This window comes from Sedimentibacter sp. zth1 (assembly GCF_017352195.1).
Lineage (GTDB): Bacteria > Bacillota > Clostridia > Tissierellales > Sedimentibacteraceae > UBA1535.
This window is the reverse complement of the sequence record NZ_CP071445.1, coordinates 2,471,377-2,487,279: the sequence shown is the minus strand read 5'-3', so window position 1 is coordinate 2,487,279 and position 15,903 is coordinate 2,471,377. Positions and strand designations below refer to the sequence as shown.

Sequence of the window (15,903 nt, the reverse complement as noted above, 5' to 3'; positions counted from 1 at the left end):
CAATTATATAATAGTATACAATGAAACAGTTGAATAGTAAACTACTTTTATTTTAGGAGAAAATAATGGATAACATAAATTTTATGAAAAAACACGCTTTTACAACTAGTAAATTAAATAGCCTCTATAATAATGTATTTACAAAAGCTGCTGCAAATGCTGGTTTATCGAAACCAGAAGCTGATGTATTAATTTTTATTGCCAATAATCCGCAATACAAAACTGCTAGGGACATAGTTATTCATCGTGGTTTATCAAAATCATGTGTATCAAAAGCTATTGAACCACTTATTAACAAAGGTCTATTATGTATAAAAACTAACAAGAAAGATAGAAGATTTCAGTATTTAAGTATAACAGATAAAGCAAATTCGACAATTGAAATTCTTCACAAAGCACAAAATGACTATTTTCGACTAATTACAAAATCAATATCTTCTGAGGATATTGAAAAGTATTTATATGTAATTGACAAGTTTGCAGAAAACGCAGTTAATGAGCTTACTAAATAAATATTCTATACTTTGAAAGCAGAGATGTTCCATACTTTGCAATCTACATTTCCTAATATATAAAAAAAGAGATGCAAATACTACCAATTAGTATTTAACATCTCTAATATCTATTTTAATTAATAATTTAAACTTATTATTTTTCTATCTTTCTATATGTTTCAAGACCTTTAGCCAATATCATCATTGCATCTTCTAAATCTTCCTTCTTAAGTACATATGACAATCTAACTTCATCTACACCTAATCCTTTAGTAGCATAGAAGCCTTCCGCCGGTGCCATCATAACTGTTTTACCATCAACATCAAAATCTGTTAGCATCCATTTTACAAAGTTTTCAGCATTCTTAATAGGCAATTTAGCTATAATATAAAATGCTCCTTTAGGCTGTTCACATATTACACCATCCATTTTTTCAAGTGCACTATATACGACGTCACGTCTTAGTTGGTATTCTGCAATTGCATTTTTCATATATTCAGGTGATACATCTACTAAAGCTGCAGCTCCAACCTGTTCAATTGTTGGAACACATAGTCTTGCTTGACAAAGCTTCATTATTTGTCCCATTAACTCTTTGTTTTTGCACACTATACAACCAATTCTCGCACCACATGCACTATATCTTTTTGATATACTATCTGTTAGAATTAATCTATCATCAATTCCTTCTAACTGAGAAAAACTTACATAATCCATGCCATCATAAACGAACTCTCTATATACTTCATCCGCTATAATATACAAGTTATTTTCAATAGCTATCTGCTTAACCATTTCAACTTGTTCTTTGGAATAAATTGCACCTGTTGGATTTCCAGGATTAGACAACATTATAGCTTTTGTTTTATTTGTTATTTTTGAAACGATTTCTTCCTTAGATGGAAGTTTAAATCCGTTCTCAGCTTTTGTTGTTATTGGAACAACTTTAACTCCTGCGTATTTGCCGAAACTATTATAATTAGTATAGAATGGCTCTGGTACCAATATTTCATCCCCGTTATCACATGTAGCTACTAATGTAAATTGAATTGCTTCACTACCACCATTTGTAATTAGTATTTCATCCTTATCATACTCAACACCAAATGATTTATAATATTTTATGAAGCTATCTATCAAGACTGGTAAACCTTGTGAAAAAGCATATGCCAAAACTTTTTGGTCATAATTTTTTATTGCTTCAAAAAACTCTTTTGGAGTTTCTATATCAGGTTGACCTATATTTAGATGATATACCTTCTTGCCTTGTTTTTTTGCTGACTCTGCAATCGGAACTAACTTTCTTATTGGGGATAATTGCATTTCATTAATTCTGTTTGAGTATTTCATTTTTTAATACCTTCCTTAAATTAATATTATAATACATTATTATTCTATTTTTATTATAAATTGAATCCTTATTTATTATACATCTTTATTGTATTTTTTCAAGATGTATTTTCAATAAATAAGACCACTTCAATAACTTTGTGTAATTTTTTCCATTTGTGTTTTTATATAATAAAAAACGGTGATATGGCTGATTCAATTATCTTTATAAGGCTAAATTATATATATAATTTATATTTTATCAAAAAATAATTTTAATAATACTAAATTTATTTAAATCATAATTATTTCAATTAAATTATGTATTTTAAATTTATTATATTTATATTCATAATTCATCCATTCGAATTTTGAAATTTTAAAAAGCTCTTTTTATAATAATAGCCTGATTTTAAAACTATAAACTATAAAAAGAGCACATTAAAATGTATTATTTTATTTTTAATTAATATTAATCTTCGTCTACACTGTTTGATAAAATAGCTTTTATTTTTTGTACTGGATCTAATAACTCACTTAATGATTTATCCGAATTTAATACATCTATGATACTTGCAACATATTTAGACATATCAACTTCATGATACCAAGAACGTGTTTTTAATTCCGGTGTTCTATAAATTAAATTTGTAGTATAAACTCTTTCTATTATACCGTCCTTTTGAGCTTTATCAAATCTATCAAGTCCCTCATTGAATAAGCCAAATGCTGCAAACACAAATACTTTCTTTGCGCCTCTTTCTTTAAGCTTTGTAGCAGCATCAATCATTGAATCACCTGAAGAAATCATATCATCTATAATTATAACATTTTTATCTTTTAAGTCTGTTCCTAAAAATTCGTGGCTCAAAACAGGATTTTTACCTTTTACTACTCTTGTATAATCTCTTCTTTTATAAAACATACCTAAATCAACACCCATAACAGAAGAATAATATATACATCTACCCATCCCGCCAGCATCAGGAGATACTATAATTAAGTTATCTTTGATACTTTCAAAATCTTTTTCTGTACTAACAAAAGACTTAATCATTTGATATGTTGGATGGAAATTTTCAAATCCACTTAATGGTATTGCATTTTGTATTTTAGGATCATGTACGTCAAAAGAAATAATATTTTCTACTCCCATATGAACTAATTCTTGTAATGCTAAAGAACAATCAAGCGATTCTCTCATTTGTCTACCATGCTGTCTTCCTTCATAAAGCATTGGCATTATAACTGTAATTCTCCTAGCTTTACCACCAATAGCAGCAATAATTCTTTTAAGATCTTGGAAATGATCGTCCGGACTCATCATAGTTTCTTTACCATACATTTTGTATGTAACACCATAGTTGAAAACATCTGATATAATAAAGATGTCATTTCCTCTTACAGATTCAAATATAATACCTTTTCCTTCGCCAGTTCCAAATCTAGGACACTTAGTTTTAATTTTAAATGTGTCTATATTTCTTGATTTAGCCTCTTCTGAACGCCAATTTAATAAATAACGATCTATCGCATCAGTTATTTCCTCAACTCCGTTCATTCCTATAATTGACAAATCAGCTATAGGTGTATATTTATTAGTATATTCTTTTAACATATACTCCTCCATATTTTATTTATTTTTACTATTTTTTAAATAGATTTTTTCATTATAGTAACAAATTCATTTTAACTAAATTTATAATTAATATTCATAAATTTACCACAATAATTTTACACAATAATTCTACACAATAATTTAACATTTTACAATACAAAAAACAACAAATTATTTAAATTATTTAAATTAATATAAATATACGGTCAAATCATCTCATATTTGTTTTTTATAATAATAATTGTTAGTTACGATATAAAGCAGCACTATACATTTTCTTCAATATATTTTTAAAATATAAATTTTTCTATAACATTTGCAACTCCATCATTTTCATTGCTTAAAGTTATATAATCAGAAATGTCCTTTATATCTTCTTTACCGTTTTCCATACATACCCCAAGACCTGCATACCCAATCATTGTTAAATCATTAAAGCTATCACCTATTGCAATGACTTCTTCTTTTTTTATGTTAAACATTTTTGCATATCTTTCTAAAGCATGTCCCTTAGAAGCATTTGCTAATGTTATTTCCAAAAAATTTGGTTTAGATGTAAATATGTTTATATTTTCTATATTTAACTTTTCAACCTCATGTCTTATTTTTTCTATGTTTTCAACTTCATCTATCAATATCATTTTAGGTGTTGACTTCAAGCCTGAATCCAAAAGATTACCAACAGCCTTCAAATTAGAACCTTTTGATAGTGTTCTGTAATAATCCGACCATTTATTTTCTTTTGCAACATATATACAGCTATTGTCATATAAATTACAATGAATATTATTTAATTGTGCAAAATCAATAATTTTATATACATCTTCTACCATTAAATACTCTTCAATAATATTTTTAGAAGTCATATGATTATGTATTGTTGCTCCTTGAAAAGTAATTATCGGTACCTGTAAATTCAGTTCTTTAGCAATATTTACTGCTGATTTTGTTACTCTACCAGTTGCTAAAGTAAAAATCACACCCTTATCTATTGCTTTTTTTATTGCCTTCTTATTATTATCACTTATTGTCAAATCATCTTTTAATAAAGTATCATCTAAATCAACTGCTATTAGCTTGTACATTTTTACCTCCAAAGTTTGATTATGCGACTTTTACACAAATTTACTTGTTCGCTTCATTTTTATACAAAAGAATGATTTTTCTAATATTAAAAACCATTAACGTTCCATTCGCTTCAATTGGTTGAACTTAGAAAAGTGTTTTAAGTGCTTGTCTGAGCGTTAGCGAGTTTGCACTTTTACTTTTCTGAGTGAAACTACAATTGTCGAAAGGTTTAGCTTGTTTTTAATATGAAAAATTATTCTCCTTTGGTAACGCTGCATCTGACCTACCAGCCGTTTTTTTCAAAAACGGGGTTAGTGTCATAAAAAAAAACAACAATCAACGTCACATAGAGCGTCAAATGTTGTTTGCTTGGTGATCCATCCGCGATTCGAACGCGGGACACCCTGATTAAAAGTCAGGTGCTCTGCCGGCTGAGCTAATGGACCATGTTTATTTTGGTGGGTCATTTTTACGACTTTTATATAATACTACAAACTATTATAGTTGTCAACAATTTTTTTAATATTATAAGTACAATTTATAATATTAATATAATGTCTTTTGTTTTTTATATATACTATTATTTTTTTACCACAGCTAAATATTTGTTTGCTTATATTTTTAGGTAATTACCTATTTTTATTTAATTTATTATAACTTTGCATACTTCTACCTTTAATAATAAGCTGATTTATTGTATACGCTTATATATAGTTAGAATTCCAACAATTCTGTTCTATCAATTTTGATTTTTGTATATTTTGTTTAGATCTTACATTGATTGACATTTCAATACCTGTATGTTAATATCTAATTGATATTTAAAAAATAACACTATGAGGTGATAATATGAGTATTAATATGGTAGCTGACCATGCTAGATGGCCAATAGCTAATGACCCTATATTTGAAATATCAGGAAAAGCTAAAAAAGCTATTGCTGAACATGGAAAAGAAAATGTTATAGACGCAACACTTGGAGCTTTGTATGATGATAACGGAAATCTACTTTGTATGAATTCTGTATACTCTACATTAAAAGGACTTCCAAATGAAAAAATAGCAGCTTATGCTCCTTTAGCCGGAACACCTGACTATTTAAAATCCGTTGAAAAAGCTTGTTTTGGAGATTACAAGCCTAATGCATACATAAGAGCAATTGCAACTCCAGGTGGTACAGGCAGTATTAAACATGGTATTTGCAATTACACAAACGAAGGTGACACAATATTGATAGCAGATTGGTTTTGGTCACCATACAACACTATTTCTGAAGAAATAGGTAGAAAAGTTGAATGTTTCACTATGTTCAATGAAGAAGGAAACTTTAACATTGTTTCATTCAAAGAACACTTTGAAGCTTTAATGGCAAAACAAGGAAGAGTTGTAACAATATTAAACACTCCCGCTCACAACCCAACAGGATATAGTGTTTCTGATGAAGAATGGGATGAAATATTAAATATTTTAAAAAATGCAGCTAAGAATACTGATAACAGAGTAATATTATTAGTAGATACAGCATATATAGATTATGCAGGTCAAGGACAAGAAAGAAGAAAATTCTTTAAAAAATTCTCTAATTTACCTGAAAACTTGTTTGTAATTATAGGTTACAGTATGTCAAAAGGATATACAATGTACGGAATGCGTTCAGGAGCTGCTATAGGAATTTCTTCTAATGAAGATTTAGTTATTGAATTCCAATATTCTTGTATGCACTCTGGACGTGCTAACTGGTCAAATGGTACTAGAGGTGCTATGGAAACTATGTCAACTATTTATGCAGATCCAGAAAAATTAACTGCTTACCAAAATGAAGTAGTAACAAATAAAAAAATGCTTCAAGAAAGAGCTAAAATATTTGTTGAAGAAGCCAAAAAAATTGGGCTTAAAACTTTACCATATAGGGATGGTTTCTTTATAACAATAGCTCATCCAGAACCAAAAAAAGTTATGAATGAGTTAACTAAGTACAATTTATTCTTAGTATCACTTAAAAAAGGTATTAGATTTGCAATATGTGCAGTTTCATCAGAAAAATGTAGAAAAGCACCTGCAATAATTAAAAAAGTTATAGATGATTTAGGCTCTGTTAGATAAAATAACTAAGTTGCTTCACTATCTTATGAAATATTGAACTAAGAATTATTTATATTTGAGAAGGTGATTGTGATGAAGAAAGCAGTGGTAATCGCTGTGTCAGGCGTTACTGCAGGTGGTAAAACAACCACAATAAATGAGCTTAAACTAAAATTCAAAAATGCTAAATCACTTCATTTTGACGATTATGATTTTGAAGGTGAAGTTGATAATTTTCATCAATGGGTAATAGATGGAGCAAATTATAATGTGTGGAAATTAGAACCACTAAAAAAGGACATTTTGAAACTTAAGGAAGATAATGAAGTTCAATATATTTTATTGGATTACCCATTTGCATATAAGAATGATTTGATTAAACCACTTATAGACTGTGCTATTTTTATTGATACTCCTTTAGATATAGCAATGGCGAGACGTGTGTTACGTGATATGAGCAATGCTACTGGACACGAAATCAGAGAAGAAATGAGTGTTTATTTAAAATATGCAAGAATTGCATATGAAGAAATGCTTAATACTATTTTACCAAATTCAGATTATGTTATTAATGGTAATATGGATTTGGATAAAATTGTTAATCAAATTGTGAATATAGTAAAAACCAAATTATAAGTATATACCACTATTATTATCAAGCAAAACTATGATTTAAAATAGCATATAAAAAAAAAGTAGACGTTGCAAAAGCAAAATAAATAATTGCGCAACATCTACTTTTTTTAATTAAACTAATAATGCAAGACAAAAATGCTTACTATATATGAATTCTTCTTTTTATTTCTTCTTTTAAAGTTTTCCCTTCGAACAAAGATAAAAATGTCAATGAGATTATACTGCCCGCTACGCATACCATTGATGGATAAACAACCTTTACTGCATCAATTATCAATAAAATAAACGGGATTAAACCAAAAATAATATCTATAATTAAATATACTAAATACTCTTGAATTCTCAAATTTTTTACAATTGCCACTATTGCCATAAATATCATAGCAAAACAACAAATTATTGGAATTATATAATCTATTGACCATCCGTGAAAATCAGTCCATAAATCCCATAACACAGATGCAATCGAAATTATAGCTGTCAGCCATATGGTATTTTTAGCAATATTACCATGCATTTTCATTGTAATTATTATTATACTCCAAGCAGTTATAAGACCTGCTACGACATACAAGGACCAGGAACCTCCGCCAAATTTCAAGTTAAACAAAACACATATTGCAGTCAATGATATTGTAACTAGAGCAGCAATTTTTAATATCAAATTTACTAAATGCTTTTGCTTTGATACAATAGGAAATACACTATTTTGACTTTTTTCACCTACCAAATCGCCTTGACACAGTGGGCACACATTAGTTTCACAGTTTACGCTTACTTTGCATTTTTTACAAAACAGCATTTATTAATCCTCCGTTCCTAAGTTTGAAGTTACTTCCACATCTACCCCAAGTGATGTTAATTTTCTGAAGAAACTTCTTTGCACATCTGTATTAATATATGGTGAAGTAAAACTTATAACGCAATTATCGTTATAAGAACACATTACAATTTGAGTTTTATTTGCAGATGTGAAAACATCAAACATATTGATATAGGGTTTAAATTCATCTGGCATTTTAATTTTACCAACATTTGAAAGTGATGTAGTTACATACTTTTCTGTTACTTTATATGCTATTTTCATTATTGGATTTTTTAAAACAAGCGGTATTATTTTTGTAGCTATTTTGTTTTCCAAAGCACCAAGCCTAATCATCCGCTGATTTAGCTTTTCAACTGTTATTTCACTCTTTATCTGTTCCTCAACTTTTTTTATTATAGTATTAAACTCTAGTCCCCATTCTTCAACATTATATGAAATGCTTGTAACACAGAAAAAGTTTCTTGCCGAGTTTGATTCAAAAAAAGTTCTTAAATTTACAGGCACCGATACTACAATGGGCTTGTTGTATTCTCTTTTAGGCATCTTTTTTGCGAATGCTTCTATCAAATTTGCTGTCAAAAACGTTGTAATCGTGACATTATATTGATGTGCTAATGATAACAGGTGTTTTACGGAAGCTTTTCCCTCTATAACACTAAGCGTACCTACCTCAAGTTTTTCCTCCTTAAGATGAAATGCTTTTTCTTTCTTTTGTTTTGAAGGAACCTTTGTTTTTTTATAATACTTAAAAAAACTATCATCCATCTTTTGAAACTCAGAGGCATCATAATTCATTAATATGTTTTTGCTTTTCAACTCATCGCCATGTATATTTGTTAAATAATAATAAATAAGTGTCTGAAAGAACTGAATTGCTCCTGCCCCGTCTGACAATGCGTGATATACCTCAAGATTTATTCTTTTATTATAATATGTTACTTCAAACAATAAATTTTTTTTTATACTATTATAGAGAGGAGCACATACCATTTTATATTCTTGTTTAACTACTGGATTTATCAACGTTTCTTCTAAATAGTACCAGAACAAACCTTTTTTCATAACTGATTTATATAAAGGAAACTTTTCAATTGTTTGGTTAACAGAACACTGTAAAGTTTCTTCATCTATGTCTTCATATAATTCACAACTACATCTAAACACCTTAGTATCTCTATTAGTAGCTGTTGGTGGAAATATCTTAGCTGCATTGTCAAGCTTTCTCCATCTAGTTTGTTTCATCCTATTTGCCAACTTATCGCCTCCTTAAAAACTCATTAACAAGCACGTATGTATTTTTTACAGCTTTAAATTTAGGTGATAATGAAAAATATCCATGCAATGCATCAGGCATACGATGTATTTCAACATTATTTCCATTTTCCTTTAATAACTGACCATAAAATTCTCCCTCATCTCTAAGAGGACAAAATTCTGCTGTTATTATTAATGTTCTTGGCTGGTCTGACAAATCGGTTTCCATTAAAGGTGAAAAATATGGATTTTTTCTATCATCCTCATTATTCATATACAAATTCATATATCCCAAAACTCTGTTAGATGTTAGCAAATAATCTTTACCATTTGTTCTAACTGAATCAAATATAGAGCTTTCTGTGTAGTTATTGCCTGTCGCAGGATATATCATTATCTGATTAAACACTTTAAATTCTTTTCTATCTCTTGCCATCAATGAAATTGCCGCAGTAAAATTCCCACCAGCACTATCACCCATAATTGTTATATTTTCAGCTTTTATTCCGTCAAATATACCCTTAACATAAATTTCTTTTGCAACAGCATAACAATCCTCTAATCCAATTGGGAATTTATACTCTGGTGCTAATCTATAATCAACAGAAACAACAATATGATTTGTTTCTTTTGCTAAATTTGCACACACTCTAGTATAGCTGTCTATATTACCTATAACCCAGCCTCCACCATGAAAATATATTATAAGTTTATCTTGTTCACTGTCCTTTGGATAAAAAATTCTTACAGGTACATCGTAATCATTATTTTTAACAGTTCTATCCCATATTTGATATTTATCACCATCTAAAACACTTCGAATTTTTAAATTCTCGATTTGTCTTTTTATCTTATATGTTTTTTTAATATCTATATCCGGATAAGATAAAGTTTTTAGTGCTGCTAGCATCGCTTTACTTATTGGCATAAACTATTCCACCTTTATTTAAAACTTCTATTTTTGCTTTATATTAAAATGGCATTTTGACATATGCGAATCATTTATATTTCTGCTTTCAGGTTTTTTATCTCTGCATATTGGCTGAACATAGGGACATCTATCAGCAAATACACAGCTATTGCTGTTTTCATTTATTATTTTTGTTATTTCCTTTGTATCTAAACTATCTATATTTTTATTAAGCTCTAAAACTGAAGAAAGTAATAGCTTTGTATATGGATGTGATGGATTTTCATATACTTCTTCACAATCACCGCTTTCCACTATTTCTCCCATATACATAACTATAATTCTATCAGAAATATAGTGTATTATGCTTAAATCATGAGATATAAAAAGCATAGATAATTTTAATTCTTTTTGTAATGATTTCAATAAATTAAGTATCTGCGCTTGAACTGATAAATCAAGTGCTGATACAACCTCATCTGCTACTACAAAATTAGGATTAGTTAATAAGGCCAATAATATACATATTCTTTGCTTTTGACCACCGCTTAGCTCATGTGGATATCTATCTAAATATGCATCGGTTAATCCAACCTTGCCTATATATGACTCTATAATATTAGTTTGTTCTCTCTTATCCTTTATGTTAATACTATATAAAGCTTCTCTAAGTATTTTATCTATTTTAAGTTGAGGGTTAAGTGCTGTGCTTGGATCCTGAAATATCATTTGAATTTTACTTCTATATTGCTTAAATTCCTTATGCTTCATATTAGTTATGTCTTTACCGTCAAATAATATCTTTCCACTATCAGCATTTAATAATTTAGCTATAATTCTGCCTATTGTTGTTTTCCCGCAACCTGATTCACCTATAAGTCCAACTATTTCTCCCTTTTTAACTCCAAAAGAAACATCGTTAACAGCTATAAACTTATTATCTCTTTTAAAGCTAAAATTTATTGTATCTTTAGTATATGTTTTTATAAGGTTTTCTACTTCTAATATATAATCTTCCATGTTATCCTCAATAATATAGCGTACAAGCTACTTTTCGGTTATTTTCTAAATCTATAGTCTTGATATCCTCTTTACATTTATCATTTCTAAATTTACACCTATCATAAAATATACAACCTTGGTTATTTCTTTGATCAAGTGCCGGCACATACCCTTTAATAACATTTAATTCTTTATTCTTGTTTTTAGTGTTGGGTATAGATGCAATCAATGCTTTTGTATATGGATGCTTTGGATTTTCAACAATTTCATTTGCATAACCATATTCAACAATTTTACCAGAATACATAACACAAACATGCGTACACATTTGGTTTATAACAGTTATGTCATGTGATATCAAAATTACACCCATATCATTTTTATTCTGAATATTTTTTATAAGTGATAATATTTTGTTTTGTGTCGTAACATCCAAAGCTGTTGTAGGTTCATCAGCTATTAGAAATGTCGGATCGCATGCTATTGCCATAGCAATCATTACTCTTTGCCTTTGCCCTCCACTTAAATTATGAGGGTACTTGTTTATAGTATCTAATGGATTTGTAAAACCTACATTTTCTAAAGCCATAATTACTTTTTCTTTTAATTCGTGTTTAGATAACTTGTAGTGTATTTTATATGCTTCCCCAATTTGCTTTCCTATCTTCATAAGTGGATTAAGTGAAGCAATAGAATCTTGAAATATCATCGATATTTTTGTTCCACGAATGTTTTCATAGTCTTTTTCTGTATATTTAGCTAAGTCAATATCATTAAGCATAATTGAGCCTGACGTAATTTTAATATTATTTCTCAAATATCCCATAATAGCATTTGCAGTCATGCTCTTGCCACAACCCGACTCACCTACAAGTCCAAGAATATGCCTTTTATCTACACTAAATGATATATCGTTTAATACATCATAAGAGTTGCCATTTATGTCTATACATACATTTAAATTATTAACATTTAGCATTTTAAACCTCCCTGTTATTAGACCTAGCATCTAATAAGTCACTTAAACCATCACCTAAAAGATTAAAACCCAAAACAAGCATTGTTATCATTAAGCCAGGAAATATTACAAGCCACGGTGCAGTCATAAAATATCCCTGACCTTCGCTAAGCATTTGTCCCCAGCTTGGATTTGGAGGCTGTATGCCTAAGCCTAAATAACTAAGTGATGCTTCTATCAATACTGCATCAGCAAATCCCATGGAAGCTGTAATTATAATTGGTGATATGATATTTGGTAATATATGTACTATCATAACTCTAAATGATTTAAGTCCTATCAGTGATGTCCATTGAATATACTCATTTGACTTTATTTTCAACACGCTTGCACGAGTTATTCTAACAAATGTTGGTATAAGTATAATTGATATTGCAATAGTAGTAGCTACAAAACTTTTTCCAAAAACAGCTGCTATCATCATGGCAAATAAGAGACCTGGTATAGCTTTAAATGCATCCGTAAGTCTCATTATTATATTGCCTAATACTCCTTGATAAAATCCAGCTACTAGACCTAAAACAACTCCTAGAATCAATGAAGCCGTTACAGAAATCAAACTTATCTTAAAAGCAGTTTTCCCTGCCACCATTGTTCTTGAAAGTACATCTCTCCCAAGTCTATCAGTACCGCACAAATGTTGTAAGGATGGCGCGACAGTCTGTGCATTTGCATCTATTTTGGTAGGTGAATACGGAGTATATATTAAGCTTACAGCTGTAAGTAAAATAAGTAGCATAACCAATATGAAACCAATTGTAAAGTTTTTATTTTTAAAAAGTTTAAGCTTTTTCATTCTTTACTCCTTCACCCTAATTCTTGGGTCAATGATTCGGTATAGTATGTCCAATATCAAAAACACAAATACTACGACAAATGATATATAAACACATATACCCTGTGTCAATGGTAAATCCTTAGATTTAATTGCCGCAGTTAAAAGAGAACCTATTCCAGGAATTGAAAAAACAGCTTCTACAACTATACTACCAGTAATAATATTCACAAAAAGCATTCCAAGAATTGTAACTATAGGTATCATAGAATTTCTCAAAACATGTTTAAATAATATGCGATTTTCTTTTACCCCTTTATTTTTAGCTGATAAAACATAATCAGAACTTAATTGTTCAACAACTGAGTTTCTTACATATCTAATAGTTATTGAAATAGCAGATACACTAATTGCAATTGACGGAAGTACTAAACCTTTTATAAAGACTCCAAAGCCCTGTGATATAGGTCTAAATGCTGATACTTCAAATATTTTTAATTTTATACAAAATATAATAATCAGTATCATAGCAAAGAAAAATGATGGTATTGCAATGCCTAACTGAGTTAATATGTTAAATACTACTCCTCTATTGCTATTAGATTTATTATACTTTGCTATGAATATTCCAAGAGGTATACCAATTAATATCACAAATACAAACGACATAATTGTTAGTCCAAGTGTATTTGGTAGTCTATCTAATATAAGTTTGTTTACCGGCAAATTGTATTTGATTGATTTACCCATATCAAAGTGCAACAAGCCATTAATCCAAGAAAAATATCTTTCAACAACTGGCTTATCTAGTCCAAATTCTTCTCTTAATACAGCTTCCAAGGTAGGATCATACTCCTCACCTAACTTTGAAAGTATTGGATCACCAGGTATACATTGAAAAATTGTAAATATTATTAATGATACTAAAAGTAAAGTTAACAATGAATAAAGTATACGTTTTAACATAATATTTTCCTTTAAAAACTAAAATTCTAAGGGGGTGGTGTATAACAACATCCCCTTAGTTATTTTAGGTATTTTATTAGTAATTTCAGCTAAAATTTTCCTGCCTATTTACTTGAATTGCAATGTTCTTAAATCTATAAAGTTTATCGGATAAAATACATATCCTTCTAATCTGTTGTCTATAACGAACTGATATGATGGGTCCATGATGTAAACTGATGATGCTTCTTCTGCTAAAATTGTCTCCGCCTGTTTATAGTATTCAGCTCTTTTGTCGTTATTAACCTCTACTGCAGCTTTATTTATTAAATTATCATAATCATTATTTTTAAAGTTTATAAAATTTTTCCTGTAATCTGAAACATATCTTTTCAAGATTCCATCCGGATCTAGTTTGCCTGTGAAGCCAATAACTGTAGCCTCGTGATTTCTGTTTGTATAAACATCCTCTAGCCATGTACCCCAATCAATTGTTTCTATCTGCATATCAACTCCAACTTCTAATAATTGTTGTTGAATAATTTGTGCAGCTTCTGTGTTTAATTTGTATTCACTTGCTACTTTACAAGTAAATTTTAAATCAGAATATCCTGCTTCGTTTAAAAGCTGTCTAGCTTTTTCAATATCATACTTGTAATAATCCTCTAATCCATCTTGATAATAATATGGCATAACTGGAGAAAAGTTTGTTCCAAGCTTTTTAGCTCCCTTTGAAAGCATATTAATTATAGTGTCTTTGTCAATCGCATAGTTTAGCGCCTGTCTAACTCTAATATCTTTAAATGGTTCAAAATCATTGTTTAATCCTAATAATTGAACTGTATTCATTGGATATGTTTCTATTATGAATTTGTCCGTCGATATCTGTGAAATATAATCTTCAGTCATATTCATATAGTTAATTTCTCCATTACTAAGTGCAAAAACAGCTGCATTCATATCGCTATAAATCTTAAATTCTGCGTTTTGTATTTTTGGCTGTCCTTCTATATAATAATCATCGTTTTTTTCTAATGTCAAACTCATACCTGGTGTATAGCTTATAAATTTATACGGACCTGCTCCGATAGGTTTTTCAGCCTGTGTTGCTCCGCTGTTTTCAGGTATGATAGCAAGCGTCATCTTAGATAAAAACGATGCATCTGTACTAGTTAAATTGATTTTTACTGTGTAATCGTCTTCTGCTATAACATTGTCAATAACATTAGCATATGCGCTTGATAGTGGTTCCTTTTGATCCTCTGTCTTTCCACATACTCTGTCTAATGAATATTTTACATCAGAAGCAGTTAAATCACTACCATCATGAAATTTAACATTTTTTCTTAATTTAAATGTATAGGTAGTCATATCTTGATTTGTTGTATAGCTTTCTGCTATTTCCGAAATTATCTCGCCATTTGATGAAGGTGAAACAAGCCCAGTAAATACATTAAACATAACCTCTTGTGTACCTGTTGCGTTAGAAAGATGTGGATCAAGAGAGTCAAAATCTTGTGGTATTCCAACTACAATCTTATCTTGTTTTTCTTGTTGTGCATTATTATCATTTGGCTTGTTTGCATCAGATGCTGAACATCCAGTAAACAAAAATGCACATGCTGTTAAACAGCATAGTAACTTCTTAAGTCTTCCTAGTTTCATTATACTATCCTCTTCATTTGTTAAATTTTTAATTTGCTCTTGTATTTTATCCTGAAATCTTTCGAATATTTAAGAAAAGATTATGTACATATTGTACGAGAAATTCAAAATGATATTCATAGCTTCCATATTGGTAAACTTGATTTTACATTAGAAGTGTTACAGACATATTTACTGTTCTCGTTCCATATTATTAGATACAAGACAAATTCAAGGTTATTATAGCACATATACAGAAAATTACAATATTTTTTTTAAAAATAAAATCCGATTTTTCAAT

At 29.3% G+C, this 15,903-nt stretch carries 14 protein-coding genes and 1 tRNA gene; 3 read left to right on the top strand and 12 right to left on the bottom strand.

Translation table 11 applies throughout. From position 1 onward, the window contains the following. The first annotated feature begins 65 nt into the window (after positions 1-65). Positions 66-512: a MarR family winged helix-turn-helix transcriptional regulator gene (locus JYG23_RS11895; RefSeq protein WP_207235887.1), complete on the top strand. Its 447-nt coding sequence runs from the start codon at positions 66-68 to the stop codon at positions 510-512. Positions 513-648: 136 nt separating this feature from the next. Here the strand turns inward: JYG23_RS11895 and JYG23_RS11890 are convergent, their stop codons facing one another. From JYG23_RS11890 to JYG23_RS11875, 4 genes are all read right to left on the bottom strand, one after another. After that, positions 649-1,845 carry a pyridoxal phosphate-dependent aminotransferase gene (locus JYG23_RS11890; RefSeq protein WP_207235886.1) on the bottom strand — a complete coding sequence of 399 codons (1,197 nt, stop codon included), beginning with the start codon at positions 1,843-1,845 and terminating at the stop codon, positions 649-651. Between the two features lie 451 nt (positions 1,846-2,296). Then, entirely contained in the window at positions 2,297-3,442 is a 1,146-nt protein-coding gene (locus tag JYG23_RS11885) for a ribose-phosphate pyrophosphokinase (protein WP_207235885.1), read from the bottom strand. Between the two features lie 290 nt (positions 3,443-3,732). Continuing rightward, positions 3,733-4,527, bottom strand: coding sequence for a Cof-type HAD-IIB family hydrolase (locus JYG23_RS11880; RefSeq protein WP_207235884.1), 795 nt, complete (start codon positions 4,525-4,527; stop codon positions 3,733-3,735). A 353-nt stretch (positions 4,528-4,880) separates the two neighbouring features. Then, positions 4,881-4,956: transfer RNA gene (locus JYG23_RS11875), tRNA-Lys, on the bottom strand. A gap of 403 nt (positions 4,957-5,359) precedes the next feature. Between JYG23_RS11875 and JYG23_RS11870 the strand changes: the two genes are divergently transcribed. Both JYG23_RS11870 and JYG23_RS11865 read left to right on the top strand, forming a co-directional pair. Then, positions 5,360-6,613 (top strand): pyridoxal phosphate-dependent aminotransferase, encoded by a 1,254-nt coding sequence (locus tag JYG23_RS11870; protein ID WP_207235883.1) that lies wholly within the window; start codon positions 5,360-5,362, stop codon positions 6,611-6,613. A 72-nt stretch (positions 6,614-6,685) separates the two neighbouring features. Beyond that, on the top strand, positions 6,686-7,228 hold the full coding sequence (locus JYG23_RS11865; RefSeq protein WP_242631568.1) for a hypothetical protein: 543 nt from the start codon (positions 6,686-6,688) through the stop codon (positions 7,226-7,228). A gap of 142 nt (positions 7,229-7,370) precedes the next feature. Here JYG23_RS11865 and JYG23_RS11860 read toward each other — a convergent pair whose 3' ends face one another. From JYG23_RS11860 to JYG23_RS11825, 8 genes are all read right to left on the bottom strand, one after another. Then, complete coding sequence (locus JYG23_RS11860; RefSeq protein WP_207235881.1) at positions 7,371-8,030, bottom strand: DUF6320 domain-containing protein; 660 nt, start codon at positions 8,028-8,030, stop codon at positions 7,371-7,373. A 3-nt stretch (positions 8,031-8,033) separates the two neighbouring features. Further along, positions 8,034-9,308: a hypothetical protein gene (locus JYG23_RS11855; RefSeq protein ID WP_207235880.1), complete on the bottom strand. Its 1,275-nt coding sequence runs from the start codon at positions 9,306-9,308 to the stop codon at positions 8,034-8,036. A 1-nt stretch (position 9,309) separates the two neighbouring features. Beyond that, positions 9,310-10,236 carry an alpha/beta hydrolase gene (locus tag JYG23_RS11850; RefSeq protein ID WP_207235879.1) on the bottom strand — a complete coding sequence of 309 codons (927 nt, stop codon included), beginning with the start codon at positions 10,234-10,236 and terminating at the stop codon, positions 9,310-9,312. Positions 10,237-10,263: 27 nt separating this feature from the next. After that, a complete protein-coding gene (locus JYG23_RS11845) occupies positions 10,264-11,238 on the bottom strand; it encodes an ABC transporter ATP-binding protein (protein WP_207235878.1) in 975 nt (324 codons plus the stop codon). Between the two features lie 7 nt (positions 11,239-11,245). Next, entirely contained in the window at positions 11,246-12,199 is a 954-nt protein-coding gene (locus JYG23_RS11840; RefSeq protein ID WP_207235877.1) for an ABC transporter ATP-binding protein, read from the bottom strand. A 1-nt stretch (position 12,200) separates the two neighbouring features. Then, positions 12,201-13,034: an ABC transporter permease gene (locus JYG23_RS11835; protein ID WP_207235876.1), complete on the bottom strand. Its 834-nt coding sequence runs from the start codon at positions 13,032-13,034 to the stop codon at positions 12,201-12,203. Positions 13,035-13,037: 3 nt separating this feature from the next. Continuing rightward, positions 13,038-13,979, bottom strand: a complete 942-nt coding sequence (locus JYG23_RS11830) for an ABC transporter permease (RefSeq protein WP_207235875.1) — start codon at positions 13,977-13,979, stop codon at positions 13,038-13,040. A 108-nt stretch (positions 13,980-14,087) separates the two neighbouring features. Further along, positions 14,088-15,623 carry an ABC transporter substrate-binding protein gene (locus tag JYG23_RS11825; protein ID WP_207235874.1) on the bottom strand — a complete coding sequence of 512 codons (1,536 nt, stop codon included), beginning with the start codon at positions 15,621-15,623 and terminating at the stop codon, positions 14,088-14,090. Positions 15,624-15,903 lie beyond the last annotated feature (280 nt).

Coding starts and splice junctions, on each gene's coding strand:
- JYG23_RS11870 (WP_207235883.1), top strand. CDS start 5,360: ATGAGTATTAATATGGTAGCTGACCATGCTAGATGGCCAATAGCTAAT.
- JYG23_RS11840 (WP_207235877.1), bottom strand. CDS start 12,199: ATGCTAAATGTTAATAATTTAAATGTATGTATAGACATAAATGGCAAC.
- JYG23_RS11885 (WP_207235885.1), bottom strand. CDS start 3,442: ATGTTAAAAGAATATACTAATAAATATACACCTATAGCTGATTTGTCA.
- JYG23_RS11890 (WP_207235886.1), bottom strand. CDS start 1,845: ATGAAATACTCAAACAGAATTAATGAAATGCAATTATCCCCAATAAGA.
- JYG23_RS11895 (WP_207235887.1), top strand. CDS start 66: ATGGATAACATAAATTTTATGAAAAAACACGCTTTTACAACTAGTAAA.
- JYG23_RS11845 (WP_207235878.1), bottom strand. CDS start 11,238: ATGGAAGATTATATATTAGAAGTAGAAAACCTTATAAAAACATATACT.
- JYG23_RS11850 (WP_207235879.1), bottom strand. CDS start 10,236: ATGCCAATAAGTAAAGCGATGCTAGCAGCACTAAAAACTTTATCTTAT.
- JYG23_RS11830 (WP_207235875.1), bottom strand. CDS start 13,979: ATGTTAAAACGTATACTTTATTCATTGTTAACTTTACTTTTAGTATCA.
- JYG23_RS11835 (WP_207235876.1), bottom strand. CDS start 13,034: ATGAAAAAGCTTAAACTTTTTAAAAATAAAAACTTTACAATTGGTTTC.
- JYG23_RS11865 (WP_242631568.1), top strand. CDS start 6,686: ATGAAGAAAGCAGTGGTAATCGCTGTGTCAGGCGTTACTGCAGGTGGT.
- JYG23_RS11880 (WP_207235884.1), bottom strand. CDS start 4,527: ATGTACAAGCTAATAGCAGTTGATTTAGATGATACTTTATTAAAAGAT.
- JYG23_RS11825 (WP_207235874.1), bottom strand. CDS start 15,623: ATGAAACTAGGAAGACTTAAGAAGTTACTATGCTGTTTAACAGCATGT.
- JYG23_RS11860 (WP_207235881.1), bottom strand. CDS start 8,030: ATGCTGTTTTGTAAAAAATGCAAAGTAAGCGTAAACTGTGAAACTAAT.